The organism is Pseudomonas sp. NPDC087697, assembly GCF_044743155.1.
Taxonomy (GTDB): Bacteria; Pseudomonadota; Gammaproteobacteria; order Pseudomonadales; family Pseudomonadaceae; genus Aquipseudomonas.
Genome location: NZ_JBIUVW010000030.1, coordinates 1 through 22,382, shown reverse-complemented (window position 1 = coordinate 22,382; position 22,382 = coordinate 1). Strand labels below are relative to the sequence as shown.

21 protein-coding genes are annotated in these 22,382 nt (G+C 59.7%); 12 read left to right on the top strand and 9 right to left on the bottom strand.

Annotated features, from left to right (window positions below):
• Positions 1-8: 8 nt before the first annotated feature.
• Positions 9-719 (bottom strand): response regulator, encoded by a 711-nt coding sequence (locus ACIPIN_RS19265; RefSeq protein WP_401120981.1) that lies wholly within the window; start codon positions 717-719, stop codon positions 9-11.
• Positions 720-887: 168 nt separating this feature from the next.
• Here ACIPIN_RS19265 and ACIPIN_RS19260 point away from each other — a divergent pair, with 168 nt between their 5' ends.
• The 3 genes from ACIPIN_RS19260 (at position 888) to ACIPIN_RS19250 (ending at position 2,751) form a co-directional block, all read left to right on the top strand.
• Positions 888-1,679: a VacJ family lipoprotein gene (locus ACIPIN_RS19260; RefSeq protein WP_401120979.1), complete on the top strand. Its 792-nt coding sequence runs from the start codon at positions 888-890 to the stop codon at positions 1,677-1,679.
• Entirely contained in the window at positions 1,669-1,935 is a 267-nt protein-coding gene (locus ACIPIN_RS19255; protein ID WP_401120977.1) for a hypothetical protein, read from the top strand. The genes ACIPIN_RS19260 and ACIPIN_RS19255 overlap by 11 nt, the downstream gene beginning before the upstream one ends.
• A 237-nt stretch (positions 1,936-2,172) precedes the next feature.
• The gene (locus tag ACIPIN_RS19250; protein ID WP_401120976.1) at positions 2,173-2,751 is read left to right on the top strand and encodes a DedA family protein; all 579 of its coding nucleotides are present in this window, start codon (positions 2,173-2,175) and stop codon (positions 2,749-2,751) included.
• Between the two features lie 117 nt (positions 2,752-2,868).
• On the opposite strand, the gene ACIPIN_RS19245 is transcribed toward ACIPIN_RS19250, so the two are convergent.
• Positions 2,869-4,050, bottom strand: coding sequence for an aspartate aminotransferase family protein (locus tag ACIPIN_RS19245; RefSeq protein WP_401120975.1), 1,182 nt, complete (start codon positions 4,048-4,050; stop codon positions 2,869-2,871).
• Positions 4,051-4,152: 102 nt separating this feature from the next.
• On the opposite strand from ACIPIN_RS19245, the gene ACIPIN_RS19240 reads away from it, so the two are divergent.
• From ACIPIN_RS19240 to ACIPIN_RS19230, 3 genes are all read left to right on the top strand, one after another.
• Positions 4,153-5,061 carry a LysR family transcriptional regulator gene (locus ACIPIN_RS19240; RefSeq protein WP_401120973.1) on the top strand — a complete coding sequence of 303 codons (909 nt, stop codon included), beginning with the start codon at positions 4,153-4,155 and terminating at the stop codon, positions 5,059-5,061.
• 142 nt (positions 5,062-5,203) lie between these two features.
• A complete protein-coding gene (locus ACIPIN_RS19235) occupies positions 5,204-6,217 on the top strand; it encodes a diguanylate cyclase domain-containing protein (protein WP_401120972.1) in 1,014 nt (337 codons plus the stop codon).
• Positions 6,218-6,324: 107 nt separating this feature from the next.
• Positions 6,325-6,822: a GNAT family N-acetyltransferase gene (locus ACIPIN_RS19230; RefSeq protein ID WP_401120971.1), complete on the top strand. Its 498-nt coding sequence runs from the start codon at positions 6,325-6,327 to the stop codon at positions 6,820-6,822.
• Between the two features lie 19 nt (positions 6,823-6,841).
• Here the strand turns inward: ACIPIN_RS19230 and msrA are convergent, their stop codons facing one another.
• The 3 genes from msrA to msrB form a co-directional block, all read right to left on the bottom strand.
• On the bottom strand, positions 6,842-7,549 hold the full coding sequence (msrA, locus tag ACIPIN_RS19225) for a peptide-methionine (S)-S-oxide reductase MsrA (RefSeq protein WP_401120969.1): 708 nt from the start codon (positions 7,547-7,549) through the stop codon (positions 6,842-6,844).
• 87 nt (positions 7,550-7,636) lie between these two features.
• Positions 7,637-9,448, bottom strand: a complete 1,812-nt coding sequence (locus ACIPIN_RS19220; protein WP_401120968.1) for a cytochrome c biogenesis protein DipZ — start codon at positions 9,446-9,448, stop codon at positions 7,637-7,639.
• 44 nt (positions 9,449-9,492) lie between these two features.
• Positions 9,493-10,011, bottom strand: a complete 519-nt coding sequence (gene msrB / locus ACIPIN_RS19215; RefSeq protein ID WP_401120967.1) for a peptide-methionine (R)-S-oxide reductase MsrB — start codon at positions 10,009-10,011, stop codon at positions 9,493-9,495.
• A gap of 152 nt (positions 10,012-10,163) precedes the next feature.
• Between msrB and ACIPIN_RS19210 the strand changes: the two genes are divergently transcribed.
• From ACIPIN_RS19210 to ACIPIN_RS19200, 3 genes are all read left to right on the top strand, one after another.
• Positions 10,164-10,880 carry a response regulator transcription factor gene (locus ACIPIN_RS19210; protein ID WP_401120966.1) on the top strand — a complete coding sequence of 239 codons (717 nt, stop codon included), beginning with the start codon at positions 10,164-10,166 and terminating at the stop codon, positions 10,878-10,880.
• On the top strand, positions 10,877-12,403 hold the full coding sequence (locus ACIPIN_RS19205) for a sensor histidine kinase (protein ID WP_401120965.1): 1,527 nt from the start codon (positions 10,877-10,879) through the stop codon (positions 12,401-12,403). Before ACIPIN_RS19210 ends, ACIPIN_RS19205 begins: the two co-directional genes overlap by 4 nt.
• A gap of 90 nt (positions 12,404-12,493) precedes the next feature.
• A complete protein-coding gene (locus ACIPIN_RS19200; RefSeq protein ID WP_401120964.1) occupies positions 12,494-13,006 on the top strand; it encodes a hypothetical protein in 513 nt (170 codons plus the stop codon).
• Positions 13,007-13,057: 51 nt separating this feature from the next.
• Here the strand turns inward: ACIPIN_RS19200 and ACIPIN_RS19195 are convergent, their stop codons facing one another.
• Both ACIPIN_RS19195 and ACIPIN_RS19190 read right to left on the bottom strand, forming a co-directional pair.
• Entirely contained in the window at positions 13,058-14,413 is a 1,356-nt protein-coding gene (locus ACIPIN_RS19195) for a hypothetical protein (RefSeq protein ID WP_401120962.1), read from the bottom strand.
• Positions 14,413-15,528 carry a LysR substrate-binding domain-containing protein gene (locus tag ACIPIN_RS19190; protein WP_401120961.1) on the bottom strand — a complete coding sequence of 372 codons (1,116 nt, stop codon included), beginning with the start codon at positions 15,526-15,528 and terminating at the stop codon, positions 14,413-14,415. Before ACIPIN_RS19190 ends, ACIPIN_RS19195 begins: the two co-directional genes overlap by 1 nt.
• A 31-nt stretch (positions 15,529-15,559) precedes the next feature.
• Between ACIPIN_RS19190 and ACIPIN_RS19185 the strand changes: the two genes are divergently transcribed.
• The 3 genes from ACIPIN_RS19185 to ACIPIN_RS19175 all read left to right on the top strand — a co-directional run bounded on the left by ACIPIN_RS19185 (position 15,560) and on the right by ACIPIN_RS19175 (position 19,618).
• Positions 15,560-17,500 (top strand): FAD/NAD(P)-binding protein, encoded by a 1,941-nt coding sequence (locus tag ACIPIN_RS19185; RefSeq protein WP_401120959.1) that lies wholly within the window; start codon positions 15,560-15,562, stop codon positions 17,498-17,500.
• A complete protein-coding gene (locus tag ACIPIN_RS19180; protein ID WP_401120958.1) occupies positions 17,493-18,563 on the top strand; it encodes an NAD(P)H-dependent flavin oxidoreductase in 1,071 nt (356 codons plus the stop codon). The genes ACIPIN_RS19185 and ACIPIN_RS19180 overlap by 8 nt, the downstream gene beginning before the upstream one ends.
• A gap of 350 nt (positions 18,564-18,913) precedes the next feature.
• The gene (locus ACIPIN_RS19175; RefSeq protein ID WP_401120956.1) at positions 18,914-19,618 is read left to right on the top strand and encodes a hypothetical protein; all 705 of its coding nucleotides are present in this window, start codon (positions 18,914-18,916) and stop codon (positions 19,616-19,618) included.
• Positions 19,619-19,846: 228 nt separating this feature from the next.
• Here the strand turns inward: ACIPIN_RS19175 and sigJ are convergent, their stop codons facing one another.
• Together sigJ and ACIPIN_RS19165 are read right to left on the bottom strand one after the other, a co-directional pair.
• Entirely contained in the window at positions 19,847-20,743 is an 897-nt protein-coding gene (gene sigJ / locus ACIPIN_RS19170) for an RNA polymerase sigma factor SigJ (RefSeq protein WP_401120954.1), read from the bottom strand.
• Entirely contained in the window at positions 20,733-21,785 is a 1,053-nt protein-coding gene (locus tag ACIPIN_RS19165) for an alpha/beta fold hydrolase (protein WP_401120953.1), read from the bottom strand. The genes sigJ and ACIPIN_RS19165 overlap by 11 nt, the downstream gene beginning before the upstream one ends.
• Positions 21,786-22,382: the final 597 nt, after the last annotated feature.

Below are 22,382 nucleotides of genomic sequence, written 5' to 3'. Positions count from 1 at the left end.
GAGTCTTTTCACTGGCGGGTCACGCTGGGGGTGAACAGGTAACCGCCGTTGCGTACCGTGCGAATCATCTCCGGGCGCTTGGTGTCGTACTCCAGCTTGCGCCGCAAACGGCTGACCTGAACGTCGATGCTGCGATCGAACGCCTCATGCGTGCGACCCCGCGCCAGGTCCAGCAACTGCTCCCGGGTGAGAATGCGCTGTGGATGCTCGACAAACACCAATAGCAAATCGAACTCCCCGGCCGACAGCGGGATCATCACCTGATCCGGTGAGCGCAGTTCCCGGCGAGTGAGGTCCAGCTGCCAGTCGGCGAATTTGATCAGCGGACGCGGCGCTTCCCCGGTCAGCGGGCGACTCTCCCCCGCCCGACGCAACACCGCGCGCACCCGAGCCAGCAGCTCCCGGGCGTCGAACGGCTTGCTCAGGTAATCGTCGGCGCCCATCTCCAGCCCCACCACCCGATCACTCAACTCACCCATGGCGGTCAGCATGATCACTGGCGTCGGGAATTGCTGGCGCAGGCGCTGACACAGCGTCAACCCGTTCTCGCCCGGCAGCATCAGGTCGAGAATGATCAGGTCCGGCGCCTCACGCTCAATCGCCGCCCACATCGCAACGCCATCGGTGGCAACCTCCACCGCATAGCCTTGTTGCACGAAAAACTTCTTCAGCAGCGCGAGGACCTCAAGGTCGTCGTCCACGATCAAAAGACTGCTCACCAGCGGCATCACTTAAGGTCTGAAAGAACCAACATCTAAAACCATTCGGCGAAGTCCGTCACATATTTCAATCCGGTAACAAAGCGTCAGCGCGGTAAAAAAGCAGACATCTTTGCGCAAGGCCCGAATGTCAGCATCCGGCACCTTTTCTCCAGAGACTGTTTGCCCATGCCCTCGCTCACGCGTTCCACCGCGCTGGTTCGCCACACCGCACTGCTGCTGACCCTGACTTACCTCGCCGGATGCACCAGCCGTACGCCGGACGAGAGCAGCGTCACCTGCGCGAAAGTCAGCTACCCATTGTACGACCCGGCCGAGCGGCTCAACCGTGGCATCTTCGCCTTCAACCAGACCGTCGACAAGTACGCCCTGGCCCCCGTCGCCCGTGGCTATCGGCACATGCCTGAGTTCTTTCAAAAGGGTGTGCATAACTTCACGAGCAACTTCGGTGAGCCCAAGGTTTTTATCAACGACCTGCTGCAGGGCAACCCGCAACGCTCGGTCAATACCCTGGGGCGTTTCACGGTCAACACCACCGTCGGCCTGCTCGGCCTGATCGACGTCTCCGATCCGCTGGGTATCCCCCGCCACACCGCCGACTTCGGCCAGACCTTTGGCGTGTGGGGCATCGGCAACGGCCCAATCGTTGAAATGCCGCTGCTGGGCACTGCCAACAGCCGCGATGCCACCGGGCGGGTGCTCGACCTGGCCTTCAACCCCTTCGGCAACAACAGCGACACCGTCCGCACCCTCACCACCGTCAACCTGGTCGGCGGTGTGATCGATAAGCGCGCGACTCTGTTACCGCTCACCGACAGCCTGCAACACATGCCGGATTACTACAGTGCCCTGCGCGACGTCGCCGCCGAGCATCGCGCCAACTTCGTGCTGGAAGGCAAACAAGGCGCCACCGAACCGCAAAAACACCGCTGCCAGGAAGCCCCGACCGATGATCTCTGAACGCCAGTCCCTGATCCTGCAACAACGCGTGGTGAAACGCGCAGACGCCGGCCTGCACTGCCGCGAAGTCAGCCTGCAGCTGTCGAGTGATCAGCGCGAGCTGATCCTCACCCGCTACACCGAACACTACAGCCCCGACGGCTTGCAATGGGTCGAACGCAGCCACCGCGTGCCGGTGACCGACATGCTGCGCTGGGTGATTGAACATGGCGAGCCGCAAACCTTGGTGCAGGGTGGTGAGATGTCAGAGCTTTGATTGATCACTCCCACGCTCCCGCCTGGGAATACAGCCCGTGACGCTCCGCGTCGCTGGACGCAGAGCGTCTGAACATCATGACGATCTGACCGGTAAACTAAGGGCCGTGGGCAGCCGCTACTATTTTGATATCGTTTCCGCTCTCCATGCACAGGTGACGACAGTCGCAACGAACTCACCCGGTAACGGTCCACAGTTGCCAAGTACCCGCAACATTCAAAAGGTCGTCGATAGCCCATGTTCGCGCACATAGACCTCAACCACTTCCTCGCGACCTACGGCTACTGGGCGATTTTCCTTGGCTGTGTCATGGAAGGCGAAACCATCCTGATTTTGGGCGGCATGGCGGCGCATCAGCATTTGCTGAAGCTCTGGCCAGTGATTGCCTGGGCCAGCACCGGCGGAATGCTGGGGGATCAGTTGCTGTTCTGGACCGGCCGCTATTTCGGCGCGCGACTCTTACCTCGTCTCAAACGCCATCAAGCGCAGATCAAGCGAGTCACTGGGCTGATCGATCGTTACCCGTCGACGTCGGTTGTTTCCGTGCGCTTTCTGTACGGCATGCGGTTGGTGGGCCCCATGGTGATCGGTGCCAGTGGCCTGTCGCCGCTGCGGTTTTCACTGTTGAACATGTTCGGCGCAATGGTCTGGGCCACGCTGTTTATCACCGGTGGTTATTGGGCTGGCGAAGCGCTTCAGCGATTGTTCGGTAACCTCAGGCCTTACCGGCTGCCGATTGCCCTGGGGGTTGTGGGGGTCGTTGCGCTTGTGGCGGTGATCCTGCACCTGAGGAACAAGCGTAAGTTACAGGAGTAAATCAGGCGCCTTCGTACCTTACGACGGACAAGAAACCGTAGGAGCCTGGCTTGCCAGCGATGGCATCCGTGAGACCGCCATCGCGGGCAAGCCTTGCTCCTACAGGAGGGGTAACGATCAGCAGTCAGCGCCCCTCACCACCCGCCCAACCCCCCGCACGATCATCTCCACCTCCCGCTCATCGATGGTCAGCGGCGGCAGCAAGCGGATGGTTTTGCCCCGCGTCACGTTGATCAGCAGCCCGTGATCCCGCGCGGCGATCAAGGTCAGGTCGCGAATGGGCTGGGCCAGTTCGATACCGATCATCAAGCCTTGGCCACGGATCGCCAGCACCTGCGGCTCGCCATCGAGTTCGGCATGCAAGCGTGCGAGCAAGCGTTCGCCCTGGCGTTTGGCGTTCTCCAGCAGGCCTTGCTCTTCGATGATCTCCAGCACCGTGCAACCCACCCGACACGCCAGCGGGTTTCCTCCAAAGGTGCTGCCATGGCTGCCTGGGGTGAAGAGTTCGGCGGCTTTGCCGCGAGCCAGGCACGCGCCGATGGGGACACCGTTACCCAGGCCTTTGGCCAGGGTCATGACGTCCGGCACGATGCCTTCGTGCTGAAAGGCAAACCATTGCCCGGTGCGGCCGATACCGGTCTGAATCTCGTCGAGCATCAGCAGCCAGTTGCGCCGATTGCACCGTTCGCGCAGGGCTATCAAATAGCCGGGTGGCGCGAGTTGCACGCCGCTTTCGCCCTGAATCGGTTCCATCAGAATCGCCACGATGCGCTGGCCGTAGGTCTGATGGGCCTGATCCAGCGCCGCGAGATCACCGAACGGGACTTTGATGAAATCCCCCGGTAACCCCTGAAATCCCAAACGCACCGCAGGGCCATCGCTGGCAGACAAGGTGCCAAGAGTGCGGCCATGAAAGGCGTTTTCCATGACCACCACCAACGGCTGCTCGACGCCTTTGTGCCAACCATACAAGCGGGCCAGTTTCAGCGCGGTTTCATTGGCCTCGGCGCCGGAGTTGTTGAAGAACACCCGGTCGAGCCCCGACAACTGCGTCAGCTTGTGCGCCAACCGTTGCTGCCAGTCGATGCTGTACAGGTTGGACGTGTGCAGCAACAGGCCGGCCTGTTCGCTGATGGCGCTGACCACTCGCGGGTGCGAGTGGCCGACATTGGTCACCGCCACACCCGCCACCGCATCCAGGTATTCACGACCGGCCTGATCCCACAGGCGTGTGCCCAGCCCTTTGGTAAAGCTCAAGGCCAGGGGTTGATAGGTGGTCATCAGGCAGGCGGCAGTCATGACATCAAGCTCCATCATCAGTCGGTGTTTTTGCAGTATCGTTAACCACCTGCGCTGGATAAACGCCTTAACACTTCAATCATTTTAAAGCTGAGCTTGATAATGGACTTACTGCTGGCGATGTCGGTTTACGTGAAAGTGGTCGAGGCTGGCAGCATGACCGCCGCCGCCCTGGAGTGCGAAATGTCGACCACCATGGTCGGCAATCACCTGCGAGCGCTGGAGCAACGCCTGGGCGTCAGCTTGCTTAACCGTACGACGCGGCGTCAGCGCTTGACCGAATTTGGCTCGACCTACTATCAACGCTGTCTTGAGGTGCTGGGGCTGGTGGCCGACTCCGAGCGGCTGGCCGAACAAACGCAGGGCGAACCCAGCGGCACACTGCGGATCACCGCCCCACTGACCTTTGGCACAGAACGCCTGGCGCCAGCCTTGAGCGAGTTCGTGCTGCGCTGCCCGCAGGTCAAGCTGGACGTGGTGTTGACCAACCAACGCCTTGATCTGCTGGACAACGGCTTTGATGCCGCAATTCGCCTGGGTAATACCGACCCGTCCAACCTGATCGCCCGGCCGTTGGAGGACTACACCCTGACAATGTGTGCATCGCCGGCGTATCTGGCACGCCGTGGCACACCGCAAAAACCGGAGGAACTGGCCGATCACGACTGCCTGGCCTTCGCCTACCCGGCGGGCGATGAATGGCGCTCGGTAGAAAAGCAGTGGCGCCTGAGCGGGCCCGACGGTGAGATCGTCGTTGCGGTGAGCGGCCCGATGCTGATCAATAGCTCATCAGGCCTGCATCAAGCGGCGCGCACCGGAATGGGCGTGGTGATGCTGCCCGATGCACTGGTGGATCAAGATCTTCGGGAAGGGAAACTGGTGGCACTGATGCAGGACTATCAACTGCCTCGCCGCCCGATGAATCTGATCTACGCGCAAGACCGATACCGCCTGCCAAAACTGCGCAGTTTTGTCGAATTTGCATTGCAGACGTGGGGCAAACAAAACTGACCGCTCGCAATCATCCCAGGCTTTTTTTACTAGCGCAGAGGCTTCTACCCCTTGATTCCCGGCGCTAGAGTGTCAAAGTGCCACAAGCTGGTCTCCACGACTGGCTGGCCACTTCAAGATCAGGGCAGCAGGGAGAGCGGTGATGGGTGAGTCGTCCAATATCGAGCCGTTGAAGGTCAGCCTGACTGATCTGAATGAAGACATGCTGCACGCGATTCTGGAACTGGTCAGCGACGGGATCTGGGACTGGAACGCCAAGACCGGGTTCGTCTACCGCAGCCGCAGCTGGTACGAAATGCTCGGCTACGAGCCTCATGCACTTGAGAACACTGTGCTGACCTGGGAGAACTTGATTCATCCCGACGATTACCTGCGGGTGATGATGCATTTCGATGACCACCTGCATCAGCGCTCACCCCATTATCTAGCCGAGTATCGTTGCCGCACCCAGGATGGCAGTTACACCTGGATCGAGGATCGCGGTCATGTGATCGCGCGTAACGCTGATGGCTCAGTGGCACGGATGATCGGGGCGAATCGCAGCATTGAAGACAAGAAGCGTCTGCTCGAGCAACTCGAACGGCGCAATCATTCCCTGGAAGCGATGGTCGAGGAACGGACCCGCGAGTTGTCTCTGGTCAATCAGCAGTTACAGGCTCAGTTGGACGAGAACCGCAAACTGGCAGAAAGCGACACCCTGACCGGGATCGCCAACCGCTATCTCCTGGAAAAAGCCCTGCCCCTGGAATGCGACCGCTCCCAGCGTTTTCGTCAGCCGCTGTCGCTGATCGCCATGGACATCGATGACTTCAAATGCATCAACGACCATTACGGCCATGCCTTGGGCGACGCAGCGCTGGTGCATGTGGTCGAAAGCGTTAAACGCTGCGTGCGCGAAGGCGACTTACTGGCGCGTTGGGGCGGCGATGAGTTCATCGTGATCCTGCCCAACAGCTCCCTGGCCAACGCACGAACCCTCGCCGAAAAAATCCGCCTTGAGCTGTCGAGCCTGCCACCGGTGGGCGACTTCCAGGTCACCATGAGCTTTGGCATAGCGCAGCGCTTTGAGGACGAGCAACAAACCGGCCTGCTGGCCAGGGCGGATCAAGCGTTGTATCGCTCGAAGATCACCGGCAAGAACATGATTTCCGGATGATGAGCCTGGGCTTTGAGGAGCGCCCTCGAATCAGATAGAGCAGTATGTTCTGCAGCGGTTTGAAGACCACGGACAGTCACTTGATAAAAGGACGATCACACAAGAGTATGGAAATTTCACTGATCTATCGTCGAGCGACGGTCGCTGACCTTCCGGGCATCTGTGAGCTGGGGCAACAGCTCAATAGCCTGCACCACCGCGAACGACCGGATATTTACGCGCCTGAAACGCATCTATTCATGCGCGACCAAGCCCACTGGCGTCCTTATCTCGACGGTGAAAACCAGATAACGTTCCTCGCCGAGCAGGCTGGCGTTGCCATCGGTTTTATCACCCTTCAGGTAACGTTGTTCAACAGCCCACTGTTGCAGCCGCAACGAGTTTCCCGTGTTGGCTCAGTATGCGTCGACGAGGCATTTCGCGGGCGAGGTGTTGGTCGCAAACTGATGGAAATGGCTCAAGACTGGGCCATCGAACAGGGTGCCAGCGACTTGCGTTTAACCGTATGGGCGTTCAACAAACCCGCATTACGCCTTTACGAAGAGTTGGGTTATGAGGTTCGCGCTTTCGAAATGGGCAAACGTCTGGAAAACGGGCTGGCCTGACTAGCCCCCCCGTTTCTGTCTAAGGTCCCGCCTTCACCAACACCGGTTTCTCCTGATACCGCTCCGGGTACAGCTGTTTAAGCTGCGCCACTTTCGGCAGATCGTTGATCACGATGTAGGGATACGTCGGATGCTCCGTCAGGAAGTTCTGATGGTAGGCCTCTGCCGGGTAGAAGCCGTTGTAGGTTTCGAGTTTGGTCACGATCGGTTTGTTGAAGGAATGCGCGGCATTCAACTGTGCGATGTAGGCTTGGGCAACTTTTTGTTGCTCGGCACTTTCCACAAAAATTGCCGAGCGATATTGGGTGCCGGTGTCGGGCCCTTGGCGGTTGAGTTCGGTGGGGTTGTGAGCCACCGAGAAGTAGATTTGCAGCAACGTGCCATAACTCACCTGAGCAGGATCGAAAGTGACCTGAACGGATTCCGCATGCCCCGTGTCGCCATCGCTGACACGCTCGTATTGCGCAGTGTTCGCTGCGCCTCCGGCGTAACCGGAGACCGCATTCTTGACGCCTTTGATATGCTGGAACACGCCTTGAACGCCCCAGAAGCAACCGCCGGCGAACACCGCCGTTTCGCTGTTGGCCTTGGGGGTTTCGTCGAGGGCTGGTGGCGCGATGGCGACTGCATCCTCGGCAACCCCGAATGAAAACGCCATGCATTGGCCTGCAACGGTGGCGACGGCCAGCCCGAGCAGGGTCTGGCGCCAGGTGAATCGGGTTTTCATGATGACGACTCCTGCATAAGTAGATTCAAGATGTGCCGGAGAAGATCGCAGCCTCCGGCAGCTCCTACGGGTATGGGGTAATGCTCATCAACCAAAGGTAAACGCATACGCCGACACGCCCGGGTCAAGGAACTCGATGCTGAAGGTCCGATCTGCCACGTCGCCGGGTTGGCGCACCAATTGATAGAGACGTTGTTCGGTGACGCTGCCGCTGCCATCCGGTGCGACGTCGGTGCCGTGGGCATCGCCTGGGGCCTTGCCGTCGATCATGACTTTGAAACGCACCGGTTTGCCGTCGGCGCCAGGGCCTAGCACCAGGTGCAGGTCACGGGCATGGAAGCGGTAGACGATGCGGCTGGCCGGGGCAGCCGATATGGCGCGTTCCGAACCGACGTTCCATTGACCGTCCAGCGTCCAGTCATTCAGTGCCAACGTCGCGGGCGAGCTGTACGCGGCGACCTTGTCGGGCGCGAGGCTCGCCTCAGGTACGAAATGTTCTGAGCGCTGATAGCCGACGTAGGTTTCCGGCGAGCGTACTTCGTTCATGTCCGGCGCCCGTTGCACGCCTTGAGCGCTGGCGTCGATCAGGCCATCGGCAACTTTCGCCGCGCCGGCTTCGCGTAACAGTTGCTGAATCACCCGTTCCGATTCGGCGTAGTTGCCCTCACCAAAATGGTGATAACGAATGCGTCCCTGAGCGTCGGCAAAATAGTGCGCCGGCCAGTATTCGTTGTTGAAAGCACGCCAGATTTTGTAATCGTTATCGATGGCCACCGGATAGGTGATACCCAAATCCTTCATGGCCTTGGTCACGTTGCCCACATCCCGTTCGAAGGCGAACTCCGGTGCATGGACACCGATCACCACCAGGCCCTGATCGCGATACTTCTCTGCCCAGGCTTTGACGTACGGCAAGGTGCGCAGGCAGTTGATGCAGGAGTAGGTCCAGAAATCCACCAACACTACTTTTCCCTTCAACGCTTGAGCGCTAAGCGGCGGCGAATTGAGCCACTGCACGGCCCCCTCCAGCGACGGCAGGTTGCCTTCGACGGGCAGCGTCGCGGACTCTTTGGCGGCCATTTTCATCGCACCACCGGCAGCCATCATGCTGGAGCCTGATTGATCGTCTGCGGACTGTGGAATCTGCGCCATCATTGCCCCGCTGCTGGCGGGTGATTTACCCGCCAGTCGACCGACCAACGCTTGTTCAAGCCCACCGGTGGATGCGGTCGACACCCGCGCCAGAATGCCGGTGTCCAGCCCCAAAGCAATGGCTGCCACACCCGCCAGCATCGCCGCACCGAGACCACGGCGCAGCCATTCACCGGCACCGATCGAACGTTTCATCGCCGCGAAGACTTTACCGCCCAGCAGCAAGGCGACCGCGAGGGAAGTGGCGGCACCCAACGCGTAAGCCAGCAACAGCAAGGTGGTGCCGATGCTTGCCCCTTGCAGCGCCGCGCCGGTCAGCACCAGCCCGAGAATCGGCCCGGCGCACGGTGCCCAGAGCAGGCCCGTGGCGACGCCGATCAAAAACGAAGCACCGGGACGCGGCCGGGCATCGGCGCCCGCCACTTCCGACAGCCGACTGCCAGCTGCCACCAGAGGACGAGTCAGCCGTTCGGCGAGTTGTGGCAGCAGCAGCGTCAACCCGAACAGTGCTACGAACAGCAACGCGAGCCAGCGACCGTACTGATTGAGTTGCACCACCCAACCGCCGCCCACCGCCGCCAACGAGGCGACGAGCGCGAAGGTCAGCGCCATCCCCGCCAACAGCGGCAAGCCACTCTTGATAAACGGCTGCCCGGTGCGAGCGAAGACAAAGGGCAGTACCGGCAGAATGCACGGGCTGACAATCGTCAGCACACCACCGAGATAGGCGAGGACCAGAAGCCACATAACGAGGACCTGTATGAAGTGAAGGAAAGAACCTGCCCATGGTGTCAGGCCGATTGCGGCTCAAAAGTCATCGCCAGACCATTCATGCAGTAGCGTAGACCGGTCGGTTTTGGCCCGTCGTTGAACACATGGCCCAAATGCCCGCCGCAGCGTCGACAATGAACTTCCTCGCGCAACACACCAAACGAGTGGTCTTCGCGAGTCGCGACCGCATGTTCCAAAGGTGCCCAGAAACTCGGCCAACCGGTATGGCTGTCGAACTTGGTGCTTGATGAAAACAGCGCCAGATCGCAGCCTGCACAGGCGAAAATGCCGTCGCGGTGTTCGTTGTTCAGTGCGCTGCTGTAGGCCCGTTCGGTGCCCTCTTTACGCAGGATTTCGTACTGCTCGGCGCTGAGCATCGCGTGCCACTCGGCATCGCTATGGGTGACCTCGAAGGTCTCGGCAGCGCTCGCCTCGCTGACCAGCACCGAGCGCACGGTCATTTTTGGCAATACACCGGCAACCAGCGCCGCAAGGCCCAGCCCGCCGCCCGTTAGAAGAATCTGTCGCCGTGAAAACATGGCCCTCTCCCTAAATTCGCCGTGGTTTACATGGAACACAGCCTAGGCTTCAGTTGATCGCCAAATCCTCACGTGGAGTTAAACAATTCGTGATAACTCGCCGAGGGAAAACCCCGCACAATGCATTCACTGCGCAACAGGATTTAGCCCAAATGGATCAACCCAAACGAGTTCTGGTGGTCGAGGACGATGTGCACATCGCCGACCTGATCTGCCTGCACCTGCGCGACGAGCAGTTCGAAGTCGTGCACAGCGCCGATGGCAACGAAGGATTGCGCCTGCTCGAACAAGGCAGCTGGGATGCGTTGATTCTCGACCTGATGCTGCCGGGCGTCGACGGTCTGGAAATCTGCCGCCGCGCCCGCGCCATGGCCCGATACACGCCCATCATCATCACCAGCGCCCGGTCGAGCGAAGTGCACCGCATCCTCGGCCTGGAGCTGGGAGCCGACGATTACCTGGCCAAACCGTTTTCGATGCTTGAGCTGGTTGCACGGGTCAAAGCCCTGTTGCGGCGGGTCGACGCCATGGCCCGCAACCTGAAAATGGATGCCGGCAGCCTCACCTGCGACGGGCTGTTCATCGACCCGATCACCCGCGACGTGTCCCTCAACGGTAAGCGTCTGGACCTCACGCCACGGGAGTTCGATCTGCTGTATTTCTTCGCCCGGCAGCCGGGCAAAGTCTTCTCGCGCATGGACCTGCTGAACGCCGTCTGGGGTTATAGCCACGAAGGCTACGAGCACACCGTCAATACTCACATCAATCGCTTGCGGGCCAAGATCGAAACCGACCCGGCGCAACCGGTGCGCATTCTCACGGTGTGGGGCCGTGGCTATAAATTCGCCCCGGCGCAGGAGCAGCCATGAGACTGACACTCACCCAGCGCCTGTCGGCGGTGTTTGCCCTGTTGCTGTTGGTGTGCAGCGGCACCTCGGTGTGGATGCAGGTGCGCTCCAACCACATGCATGAGCTGGAAGTGGTGCAAGGTTTGTCCCGGGACCTGGCGCAGCACATTGCCCACGACACCCAGTTGATGGATGCCAACGGCTTGAAACCCGATGCGCTGCGCGAGTTGTTCAGTCAGTTGATGCTGGTTAACCCGAGTGTCGAGGTCTATCTGCTCGACAGCAGCGGCCGGGTGGTCGGCAATGCCGCGCCCGAAGGCCACCTGCGTCGCGAGCAGGTCAATCTGGCGCCCGTGCGGCGCTTGCTCAACGGTGAGGCCCTGCCGATTCTCGGCGACGACCCGCGCAGCATCGACGGGCGCAAGGTGTTCAGCGCCGCGCCACTCAAGGTCAACGGTCAACAGGTCGGCTATCTCTACGTGGTGCTGCTCAGCGAAGAACATGACCGCTTCGCCGAACGCGGGGCCACCAGCGTGGCGCTGAACACCGCGCTGTGGTCGATCGGGATGGTCGCGTTACTGTGCCTGATCGCCGGTCTCACGGCGTTTACCCTGATCACCCGACCGCTACGCCGCTTGACCGACACGGTGGCGCATTTCGACATCGACGGAGCACCAGTCGCCCCGCCCTCGCCCGCGCCATCAGGCTCACCGGACAACCTAACCAGTCACGATGAAATCGCCGTGCTCGATGCGGCTTTCCGGCAAATGCAAAACCGTCTGGGCGAACAATGGCGTTCCCTGACCCGCCAGGATCAGGAGCGCCGCGAGCTGGTCGCCAACATTTCCCACGACCTGCGCACACCGCTGGCATCGCTGCATGGCTACCTCGAAACCCTGTCACTGAAAGATGCCAGCCTGACCCCGGCCGAGCGCCGCCGCTACCTGGGCATCGCCCTCGACCAAAGCCGCAAGGTCGGCGGCCTGGCGCAATCGTTGCTGGAACTGGTGCGCCTGGAACACGGCTTCGTCCAACCGGTGCTTGAGCGCTTTTCACTGACCGATCTGGTGCAGGACATCTTCCAGAAATTCGAACTGACCGCCGAAGCCCGGCAAGTGCAACTCAAGGCAAGCTTCGCACCGAATGTGTCAGCGGTCTGCGCCGACCTTGGGTTGATCGAGCGTGTGCTGACCAACCTGTTCGACAACGCTTTGCGCCACACACCCGGCGGCGGGGAGATTGATATAAGCCTCGTCCCCCAAGGCAAGTTCGTCGAGATCACCGTCAGCGACAGCGGCCCGGGCATCGCCGCCGAGCTGCGCGAAGGCTTGTTCCTGCGTCCGTTCAACATTGGCGGTGCGCGCCGCGACGGCGGTTTGGGATTGCGCATCGTGCAGCGGATTCTGCAACTGCATGGCCGCGAAATTCGCTTGATGGACGTGCCAGGGCAAGGCGCGACCTTCCGCTTTTCGCTGCCGGTGGATGAAGAAACAGCGGCAGCGTTGGCGGTTCGCTCGATGAATCTGAATTCGCCCCAGCGATAATCCGCCAGTCTCCCTGACACCTACTCATGCAAGGACGCCGACCATGTTTTACGCAACCACCCTGCTCCAGCCGTGCGCGGGTATCCGCTGATGCTCGATACCCTGCAAGGCACGCCCCTATGGGTCTACGGGGTTTTCCTGTTGATCTGTTATTACGGGTTCAGGGCCAGAACGCCCAGTCGGGAAAGCAAACTCTCCCTGCTGATCACACCGGGCATCCTGACGCTCTGGTCGTTCTTTTCGCTGAACTACCACGAGCATGCCGAGTTGGCGCTGGGCAGCTGGGTTGCCGGCATCGCACTGGGCAGTCTGGCGGCGATTGCGCTGTTCTCGCGTCGCGGGCTGACGCTGGACAGCGACGGTAAAGGGCTGATCGTTCCCGGCACCTGGAAAATCCTCTGCATCTCGCTGCTGTTTTTCGCGGTGAAATACTTCATCGGTTATCAGGCCGCCGTTCACCCGGAACGCTCGGCCAGTGTGCAGATGCTGAGGCTCACAGGCACAGCCTCGGGGTTTACGGTCGGGCTCTTTTGCGGTCGGGCAATCACGCTGTACCGCGAATTGATGGCGTTGCTGGCCCTCAAAAACACTTCCCTCGCATAAAGAAAAGCCCGCACTTCATACCGAAGGTGGGCTTTTTTAACGTCGCAACAGCTACCCGGCCACCGCGACCATGTACACAAACCCGGCCACGGCAAACGCCAATGCGAATTTTGCGTGGCTTTGAAAACTGACCTTCCATGGCGACTCATTGACTGACGCGGCCGCCGTCACGGCGCTGATGGACACTGGCGAGATCAGTTGCGAGATCACGAACATCGCGATCCACGCCTGATACTCGACCGTGACCGGCAGTTGGGTGATGGGATGAAAGATCGGAAACGCGCCGGAAAACAAAATCATCGGGTGAATGCCGATGATGCTCAGCAGCGGCATCAGCCCCAGAATCAACATCAGTTGCACCGGCGCCGAACTCAACAGCTGTTTGAAGTCGCCGCCCAATGGGCTGAACAACTGTGCGGTTTCCGGCGCGCCGAGCGCCACTTGCAGTGCTCCGCAGGCGATGAACAAGAGGATTTCGGCACTTGAACGCTGAAAACCGTCACCGATGGTCGCGGCCAGTTCCGCGATACCGTATTTGACCAGCAGCGACACTGCGCCAGTGATGGAAACCGCCAGCGCGACCGTCGTCACCGTGGTGTAACCGAGCAGCAACTTGCCGACCACGATCACACTGATAAAGATGACCATCGGCAGCATCAGCCCATGGGAAGCACCGTGTTTTTCCACAGGCGCCAGTTCGATCGCCGGTTCCGACTCGCTGCGGGTGAACAGCAGGCACAACAGCGCCAACGGCAACCCGGTGAGCAAGGCGTGCGACCAGCTCAGCCCGGGGAACATCGCGCTGACCGCCGCCGCCCCTGCGGTGGTCGGCGCAATGAACATCGTTGCGCATACCGCACGCATGGCCAAACGCAGGTGGTACATATGATTCAGGCGGGTGCTGCGGGTGAGCGAGCCGACGATGGGCACGGTCGCCAGGCTCAGGAAGAAGGCCATCGCACTGTATAGAAGAAAGATCGGCCGCGCACTGCGCCGAACCGCCGGGTGGCTGAGTGCTCGCTCGATCCGGCCTTTGATGTCCTGCCGATCCAGGTAAGCGCGCAATTGCCCAATCCCCAGCAACAGCAAAATCACCCCTTCAAACGAACCGGCACCGCGCACCGGGTTGAAAGGGATCGTGGTGAAGACCGCGAGCGCGGCAACAATCACCAGCAACCCCAGCCCCAGACGCGCAGATGTTTTGCCGAGGCAACTGCTGAAGGTCAGCGCCAGCCCGGCGACAATCAGGCCGAAGGTCAGTGCATCCGCCACCTCGCCGTGAGGAATGACCAGCGCCTTGGCGATCAGCCACATCACCAGCGCCGTGGCGATCACCGCCAGCGCGGTGCTGCGTGTCCGCCACTTCGACGCCACAGAAGAGTGGAGGGAGAGCGTGTCCTTGGACATTAAAAATTCCTGAGCTGAGCCGTATCACTTTGTGCGATGGCGATCGGCAGGCGTTCCTTGGCCAGAGCGTTGGTGATCACCAGCGCATCGCACACCGTTTCAGAAAACGACGCCATGGCCGGCGTCCAGGTGTTCTGCTGCGCCGCCGCAAAATAGGTGTCGACGATCGCATAGCGCTCCGGCAGGTCGAGGCTGTAGATGTTGAAGCGCGACTTCTGAGCCTCGACCGTGGACTTTGGCAGTACGGCATAACCCATGCCCGCCGCAACACAGCCGAGCATCGCGTCCAGCGTGCCGAAATCAATGATCCGCACCGCTGAAACACCGCAAGAGGCCAGCAACAATTCAATACTGTGGCGATAACTGCAGCCTTGGCGGAAGGCCAGGAAGGTTGCCGTCAGCAGGGTTTCCTTGGGCGGCATTTTCTCCAGCGGCCGGGAGGAAATCAGCACCAGTTCCTCGGTGAAGGCTTTGTACATGTGGAACCGTCGATGATCGACTTTGCCGGCCACAAACACGCAATCGAAGCGCCCTTCCGCCAATCCCCTGACCAGATCTGCCGTCGGCCCGGTGGTAAGTTTGATATCGACTTCCGGGTTCTTGCCATGAAAGCTCGCCAGGATCCCCGGCAAGCGAAACGCCGTGGTGGTCTCCATCGCGCCGATGCGCAACTCGCCACTTAGGGACTGGTTGCCTCGGAAAAAGGCTACAGCCTCGTCGTGATTTCGCTGAATCCTGTCAGCATATTCGCTAAGTGCGTGACCGGCGGAGGTGAGACGCGCCCGGCCATTGCGGTCGATCAGTTGAGCACCCAACTCGGTTTCGAGCTTCTTGATATGCGCGGTGACGTTGGACTGCACGGTGTGCAGGCGTTCGGCGGCCGCCACAAAGCTGCCCGTCTCAGCCACAGCCAAAAAAATACGCAGTGATTTGAGCTGCATGGATCTGCCATCCCTGGACGCGAACATCTCGAAAAGTGATGCGCAGTATCTCGGATAATCGTTGGCAAAGCTATTTTTGCGCTGCGTATCCTGCCCCGGATTTAAACGCATATGAGGTGATGTTGAGCAGAACACGACCTGAAACTGGGAGATGTCCTGCACAACGTCGAGCAAACGCCTCTCTAAGTACAAGGGAGTTGGGCAGATGCAACAAGCTACGCTAGCGATCGCGATTATCGGCATGGGGCCACGAGGCCTGAATGTGCTCGAGCGAATCACCGCCTACGCTTGCGATCAGAAAACCGACAAGAAAATAGCAGTGCATCTCATCGACCCCGGTGTACCGGGCGAAGGCATTCACCATTCCTCGCAACCTGACTACCTGCAACTCAACACGGTAGCGTCGCAGATCACCCTGTTCATGGACCCGACCGTGGTCGACGCCGGGCCGTTGATTGAAGGGCCAAGCCTGTACGAATGGGCTGTCGGCAACTGGAAACACCCGTTACCGCTGGGGCCCGACACCTACCTGCCACGCAGTGCTTTTGGCGAATACCTGAACTGGGTCTTCAAGTTCCTGATCGACCGACTGGAACAGCACTGCGACGTGCACCTGCATACGTGCACGGCCACCGATATCGAGCAGACCGCGACCCAATCGTTTGTCATCCAGACTACGCACGGCAAAACGATTAACGCCGACTGCCTGTTCCTGACCACGGGCCACTCGGAAAACCATCCGGACGCGCTGGACATCGACCGTCGCGCCTTTGTCGCGACCCACCGTTTCAACAACGCCAACCTGCGCTACGTGGTCACTGGGCCACTGCCGATCCACAAGCAACTCGACGAGATTGCCCCTGATGCCTCGGTGGCTATCGAAGGCATGGGCCTGACCGCCATCGATGCGATCACCGCGCTGACCGTGGGTCGTGGTGGCCGCTTCGAGCGTGACGAAGCGACCGGCGTGCTGAACTATCAACCGTCTGGCACAGAGCCGTCGCTGGCGCTGTTCTCGCGCAGCGGAATTCCGTTCGCCGCCCGCGCGGTGAACCAGAAGGGTGTCTCGGGCCAATACCAGGCACGGTTCCTGACCCTCGACCGGATCAATAAATGGAAGCAGACCCACCAGCCTGGTGAGCTCGATTTCCACGGCCATATCTTCCCGCTGATTCTGCGCGACATGGCTCACGCTTATTACTTGTCCCATGCCACCCGGTTGCATGGCAGCTCCTTCGCCGAGTTGCTCGACACCACCCTGGTCCATCTCGACACGCCCGCAGCTGAAAACGTGCTGCGCCAATGCTGCCCACAGATTCCGCAGTTTTCCTGGGACAAACTCGCCAACCCCATCAGCCGCAACGACCTGGCCAGCAAGGAACACTTCCATCAGTGGCTGACCGACTACCTGGAGCAAGACCTGGCCGAAGCGCGTGAAGGCAATTGCGAAAGCCCGATCAAGGCCGCGTGCGATGTGCTGCGCGACATTCGCGACAACTTGCGTCGAGTAGTCGATTTCGGCGCGCTGTCGGCCGCGTCGCACAAGCGCTTTATGAGCGAGTTCATCCCGGTGATGAACCGCCTGGCCGTTGGCCCGCCACTGCAACGCACCGAAGAAATGCTCGCGCTGATGCGTGCGGGCTACCTGATGGTCAGCTTCGGCCCGGGGGCCCGTGCGTACATGGACAGCGCGTCGTATTCGTTCGTGATCAAAAGCACGAGCCTGCCCGACCGCGAGTTCCGCGCCGATGTGCTGATTCGCGCTCGGGTGCCGAAGTCGTCGCCCAACCAGGACAAATCACCACTGCTCTATCGCCTGCTGGAGAAAGGCCTGGTTCGCCCGTTCACCAATCAGGGCATGGAGGTCAGCGGCATCGATGTCGATGAAGGCCTGCACATCGTCCCGCTGAACGGCAAACCGCTGAGCAATACCTGGGCATTGGGGACGATCTGCGAAGGCGCCAAGTTCTACACCTACATCGTCCCGCGACCGTTCGTGAATTCCACCGCACTGGTGGACGCCGGGCGCAGCGTGGGCGAGTTGTTCCGGCAGATCAACGCAGCGCAAATCGCGAAAAAACCGGCCGCCTACGTCGTTGATTCGTCGGCCGCCAACAATCGGGAAAGGACCTTGGCGTATGAATGAGCACCTCAACCCTATAAACCTGACGCTGACGGAACTGCTCGGCGTCCAGTATCCAATCATCCAGGCGCCCATGGTTGGCGTGTCCACCCCGGCACTCGCGGCGGCGGTGTCGAATGCCGGCGCCTTGGGCTCGATCGGGCTGGGCGCGAGCAACGTCAATCAGGCCAAGACGATGATTGCCGACACCCGTGCACTGACCCGCAACCCCTTCAACGTCAACCTGTTCTGCCATCGCCCGCCCGAGCCGGACCTGAGCCTGCAGACCGAGTGGCTGAATCACCTGCAACCGCTGTTTGCCGAGTTCGACGCCTCGAAGCCCACCACGCTGAATGAGATCTACACCAGTTTCCTCGATGACCCGGACATGCTCGAACTGCTGCTGGTGGAACGTCCGGCCGTGGTCAGCTTTCATTTCGGTCTGCCGCCAGCTTCCTGGATCGATGCCTTGAAGAGGGCTGGCATTGTGCTGCTGGCCACCGCGACCGATCCACACGAAGCCGAGCTGATCGAACGCGCCGGCCTCGACGCGATTATCGCCCAAGGCGTCGAAGCCGGCGGCCATCGCGGCGTGTTCAACCCGCAGCAGGACGCTCTGACCGGAACCCTGGCGCTGGTCAGAACCCTCAGCCAGCAGCGTTCGATCCCGATCATCGCCGCAGGCGGGATCATGGACGGGCAGTCGATCAGCGCCATGCTCAAACTCGGCGCACAAGGTGCGCAGTTGGGCACCGCGTTTATCCTGTGCCCCGAGTCCGCTGCCAACCCGCGCTACCGCGCCGACCTGAAAAGCCCGAAAGCCGCCCACACACGCATCACCAGCGCGATTTCCGGACGACCGGCGCGGGGCATGGTCAACCGCCTGATCACCGACCTCGACGCCGCCAGCGCACCGCAATGCCCGGCGTACCCGCTGACTTACGACGCCGCCAAAGCCCTGCACGCAGCCGCGAGTGCCAAGGGTTGCAACGAGTTCGCGGTGCAGTGGGCTGGCCAGGGTGCCGCGCTGGCACGGGAAATGAGCGCCCGTGAGATGGTTGAAGTCTTGGTCGCCGAGATGAACTGAATACCGCTTGCCCTAATGCCGGTAAGTAAAGGGACTTCAGGCTCGGCACATTCCCCGTAGCAGCTGGCGCAGCCGAACGCAGGCTTCGCCAGCTGCTACGGATCGTGTAGCGGCTTAACTTACCGGCATTACGGTTTGCCCACCGGCCTCCCTTTAGCCCTGCCTTCGGATCGAGCGCGGGGCTTTTTTTGCGCAATGTTTCGCCCGTGTTGCTGTCACATGGGTCGCCGCGTGGTCCTAATCGTCCGTTGCCTCGTGACAACACCGCAGCGGTCCAATAGATTAAGCGACCCGAAAACGCCGACGCCGTTCTCGTCTCAAATTCTGTTTAAAGAAGTAGTGAAATTTCAATGCCAGATTCCAACACCGCTGAATCCGTAATCACCTTGTCGTCCAAAGCGGAATACGAAAACTCCATCAATCTTTCACAACACGTGCCGCAGGCCAAAACCATCAGCGAGATGGTCCTGGACGCCTTCCACACCTCGAAAGAAAGCGACCAGATTCGCGAGTTGCGCACGGCCATCCGCCAGGCTCACGACCGCTTCGACGACGACAAAGCCTACGAACTGATGGGCGAACTCAAACAGCTCAAGGACGCCGAGGCCGCCGATATCGCCGCCCTGGAAGACCTGAGCAGCAAGTTCCCGATCAGCCGGATTCTGTCGAGCTTCAAGGATGACCCAAGCTTTCAGGAACTGGTCTACGGCCTGGCGCTGAAAGTGCTGAACCAGACCCATCAAGCGATCAGCAACCCGAGCAGCGGCAAAAGCAAAGCTGCCCGCGCCAAGAAAGACATCGAAGTGTTCAGCATCAGCAAGGACGGCGTCAGCGTCAGCCTGCCACTGCGCAACCCACGGGTTAAACCGAACGCCGACCGCGAAGCCTTCGAATTCCTCGGTTTCACCTTTGTCGGTGAAGGCGATGAGGCGGAGCTGGAAAGCGAGACGTTCATCGACAATGCTGGCGCCGAGCAACCGGCTACGCGCAAAGCCATCGTTATCGCCCTGCAACAGCAGACGGCGTTTGAGGGTTACAGCATCGCTGCGCAGTAAGCACCGACGACACCCGGCTCCTGTAGGAGCTGCCGCAGGCTGCGATCTTTTGACCGTAAGCGACCCATGAACCCCACGTACCGTTAGATGGGCTTTACGTTTACCGTGGCATCCCTGGCGAGCAGTTCCACGTGTTGACGGCTGTTGAAAACCGCATTTTTATGGCGGCCGTGTCGTTTTTTGGCTGAACGCCCACCTGGACCGACAATGTGGCGAGCAACCGGTCATCTAACTCGGGAGTAGGTTTAGATGGGCCAATTTCTGTGGATTGCGCATCGCATAGATTGCTTTGATCTGACCATTGTCATTGAAGCTCAGCGCGGTGGTTTGGACGGCCTGACCTTGTAAGTTATAGAGGATGACCGCCGGCAGGCTGTTGATAGTCGAAAGGCGTAAGTGGAAATCCTGCGGTCGCCACAATTTTGCGAAACCAATAAGTGTCCTTGATATCAAGTTCACGCCATTTAGGGGCCGAGGCACTGCAGTGACAATACCGCCACCGTCGGAAAGCATCACCACGTCCTCAGTTAGCAGTTGCGCAAGACTCTCGACATCACCGCTTGAAATGGCTTGCACAAATGCCTTCAGCAGCGTGGTGGCTTTCTCCTGTTCAATATCCACAATTGATTTTTCGCGTTGCACGAGTTTTCGCGCACGCGCGGCCAACTGGCGGCATGTTGCTTCGCTTCGCGCCAGCCGATGGGAAATTTCCTCATAGCTTTGATCAAATACGTCATGCAGCAGAAAAGCGGCTCGTTCAAGTATGGTCAACCGCTCAAGGGTCAGCATGAAGGCGATGGATATGCTCTGCGCATATTCCAAGTTCGCCATTGGACCCGGGTCATAGGCGCAGTGCTCATCCTCAAGTGGTTCCGGTAGCCAGCAGCCGACGTACTGCTCACGCCGTGCACGCGCAGACTGCATGCGATCCAGACAAAGATTGGTGACTATGCGGGACAGATATGCTCGGGGGTGGTCCACCATAGTCAGATCTACTCTACTTTGGCGCAGCCATGCGTCTTGCACAACATCCTGCCCTTCGGAGAAAGAGCCCAGCATCCGGTACGCCAGTGCTTGCAAATATCCCCGATGATCTTCAAATGAATGGCTTGCGTCAGTTTCCATCTTGCGTCACAGGATTTTTGGAGGCATTACGGACCTCATGCAAGACTGTCAGAACGGAGTCAATGACCAACTTGGGGCGTTCGAGCTGCAAGTAGTGACCAGCGCCTGCCACCACCACTTGTTTGCTACCGGTTTCTCGGGCTAAGGCGCGTTGACCATCGATCCAGTGCTGGCGCATATATTTGGTTTCCCACCCAGGCGGAAATTCGCTCTGTGCATTTGTGCTGAGCACCACAATGGGCATGGCCGGAATGGACGGAAGCTTGCGGGCAACGTCCAAGGCCGAATCAACAGCCAAGTATTCGGTACGCAATGCGCGGTAGTTTTTACTTTGCATTGCGAGAGTACGGGCGGCTGGTTGCTCGGCCAAGGGAAGCTTGTCCAATACCACTGACGCTGGCATGTTTGTAAGCCGTGTCAAACCCAAGGGTGCCAGCCAAGTGGCTGAGTTGGTCAAGAGATCCATGTTGCGACTGTAACGCGCATGAGCCTCGGGATCCATGTTGAATGTTTGGTCATGCTGCAGTGCATCAATGAGCACCAATCCGGCGACCTCGTCAGGATGGGTCTGAGCCAACATTTGAGCCAACAAACCGCCCAATGAATGGCCAACCACGACAATGCGGCCGTGCAAATCCGCATTGTGTAAGAGTGTGCGCAGATCATCCACGGCCAGCAACCCAGTGCGTGCAGTCGGGGACTCGTCAGACCAGGCATACCCCGCGCGGTCGTAGGCACAAACGGTGGTTGTCTTGGCAAGTTCAGGTTGGACCAAAGCCCAGTCCTGGGACCACCCGCTGAGACCAGATTCCAATAGAACAATGGGTTGTCCATGGCCTTCACAATGAATGTGCAAGCGATGATCGCCAACGCTTACCATTTGACCCGGGGCGGGGTAGTCAGTTTGCCCTTTTGCGGTGAGCAGGCTCTGTGTGACCGCACCGATTCCTCCCAACCCCAAGAGGATCAAGATGACCAAAGTGATCTTTCCATGCTGATATTGCTGGCGGACATGGTTTGCCCAATGTGAAAAAGGATCCATGCTTCGCGCTCCTGAAATTTGTGCAGATCCCCTTAAGACGAAGTAGCGAACGTTTTTGTGACATCGCTGGACGGTCTCCACTGCGCTTTTAACTGACAGACAGCGCTATCCGTGTTCAAAATGAGTGTCAGTTGGCACTGGAATTAGAGGGCGAGGTTCCATGACCGGTCTGGCTGCACATGAGCTAACCACTTTCCCACCTCGTGTGACTGCATTGGGTTGATGTCCTGTGCTTGTCTTAACCAGAAAATTGCCACGTCACCGTCGGTCCGCGGGTAGGTTTATGACCGGTTTGGAGCAGCCAATTCTCAATGCTGTGTACCCGATTTCAGTCTTATGCAGTCCGTCAGAAACGGCACATCTTCCTCGCCCATACCGTTTATCGACAACTCTGGCGCCGAGCAACCGGCTACGCGCAAGGCCATCGTTACCGCGCTTCACCAGCAAACCGCTTTCGACGGTTACAGCATCGCTATGCAATAAGCACCGACGATGCCCTGCTCCTGTAGATACCGTCTTGAGCCTCACCGGGCAAGCGCAAGTTTCGGGTCAAAGGGTTGACCCGACTTGAGCACGCCGTAAACGAAGTGCAACAGC

Bases quoted from the DNA above. Each gene is read 5' to 3' on its own strand.
- ACIPIN_RS19260 (WP_401120979.1), top strand. From the start codon at position 888: ATGCCCTCGCTCACGCGTTCCACCGCGCTGGTTCGCCACACCGCACTG.
- ACIPIN_RS19255 (WP_401120977.1), top strand. From the start codon at position 1,669: ATGATCTCTGAACGCCAGTCCCTGATCCTGCAACAACGCGTGGTGAAA.
- ACIPIN_RS19250 (WP_401120976.1), top strand. From the start codon at position 2,173: ATGTTCGCGCACATAGACCTCAACCACTTCCTCGCGACCTACGGCTAC.
- ACIPIN_RS19245 (WP_401120975.1), bottom strand. From the start codon at position 4,050: ATGACTGCCGCCTGCCTGATGACCACCTATCAACCCCTGGCCTTGAGC.
- ACIPIN_RS19240 (WP_401120973.1), top strand. From the start codon at position 4,153: ATGGACTTACTGCTGGCGATGTCGGTTTACGTGAAAGTGGTCGAGGCT.
- ACIPIN_RS19235 (WP_401120972.1), top strand. From the start codon at position 5,204: ATGGGTGAGTCGTCCAATATCGAGCCGTTGAAGGTCAGCCTGACTGAT.
- ACIPIN_RS19230 (WP_401120971.1), top strand. From the start codon at position 6,325: ATGGAAATTTCACTGATCTATCGTCGAGCGACGGTCGCTGACCTTCCG.
- msrA (WP_401120969.1), bottom strand. From the start codon at position 7,549: ATGAAAACCCGATTCACCTGGCGCCAGACCCTGCTCGGGCTGGCCGTC.
- ACIPIN_RS19220 (WP_401120968.1), bottom strand. From the start codon at position 9,448: ATGTGGCTTCTGGTCCTCGCCTATCTCGGTGGTGTGCTGACGATTGTC.
- msrB (WP_401120967.1), bottom strand. From the start codon at position 10,011: ATGTTTTCACGGCGACAGATTCTTCTAACGGGCGGCGGGCTGGGCCTT.
- ACIPIN_RS19210 (WP_401120966.1), top strand. From the start codon at position 10,164: ATGGATCAACCCAAACGAGTTCTGGTGGTCGAGGACGATGTGCACATC.
- ACIPIN_RS19205 (WP_401120965.1), top strand. From the start codon at position 10,877: ATGAGACTGACACTCACCCAGCGCCTGTCGGCGGTGTTTGCCCTGTTG.
- ACIPIN_RS19200 (WP_401120964.1), top strand. From the start codon at position 12,494: ATGCTCGATACCCTGCAAGGCACGCCCCTATGGGTCTACGGGGTTTTC.
- ACIPIN_RS19195 (WP_401120962.1), bottom strand. From the start codon at position 14,413: ATGTCCAAGGACACGCTCTCCCTCCACTCTTCTGTGGCGTCGAAGTGG.
- ACIPIN_RS19185 (WP_401120959.1), top strand. From the start codon at position 15,560: ATGCAACAAGCTACGCTAGCGATCGCGATTATCGGCATGGGGCCACGA.
- ACIPIN_RS19180 (WP_401120958.1), top strand. From the start codon at position 17,493: ATGAATGAGCACCTCAACCCTATAAACCTGACGCTGACGGAACTGCTC.
- ACIPIN_RS19175 (WP_401120956.1), top strand. From the start codon at position 18,914: ATGCCAGATTCCAACACCGCTGAATCCGTAATCACCTTGTCGTCCAAA.
- sigJ (WP_401120954.1), bottom strand. From the start codon at position 20,743: ATGGAAACTGACGCAAGCCATTCATTTGAAGATCATCGGGGATATTTG.
- ACIPIN_RS19165 (WP_401120953.1), bottom strand. From the start codon at position 21,785: ATGGATCCTTTTTCACATTGGGCAAACCATGTCCGCCAGCAATATCAG.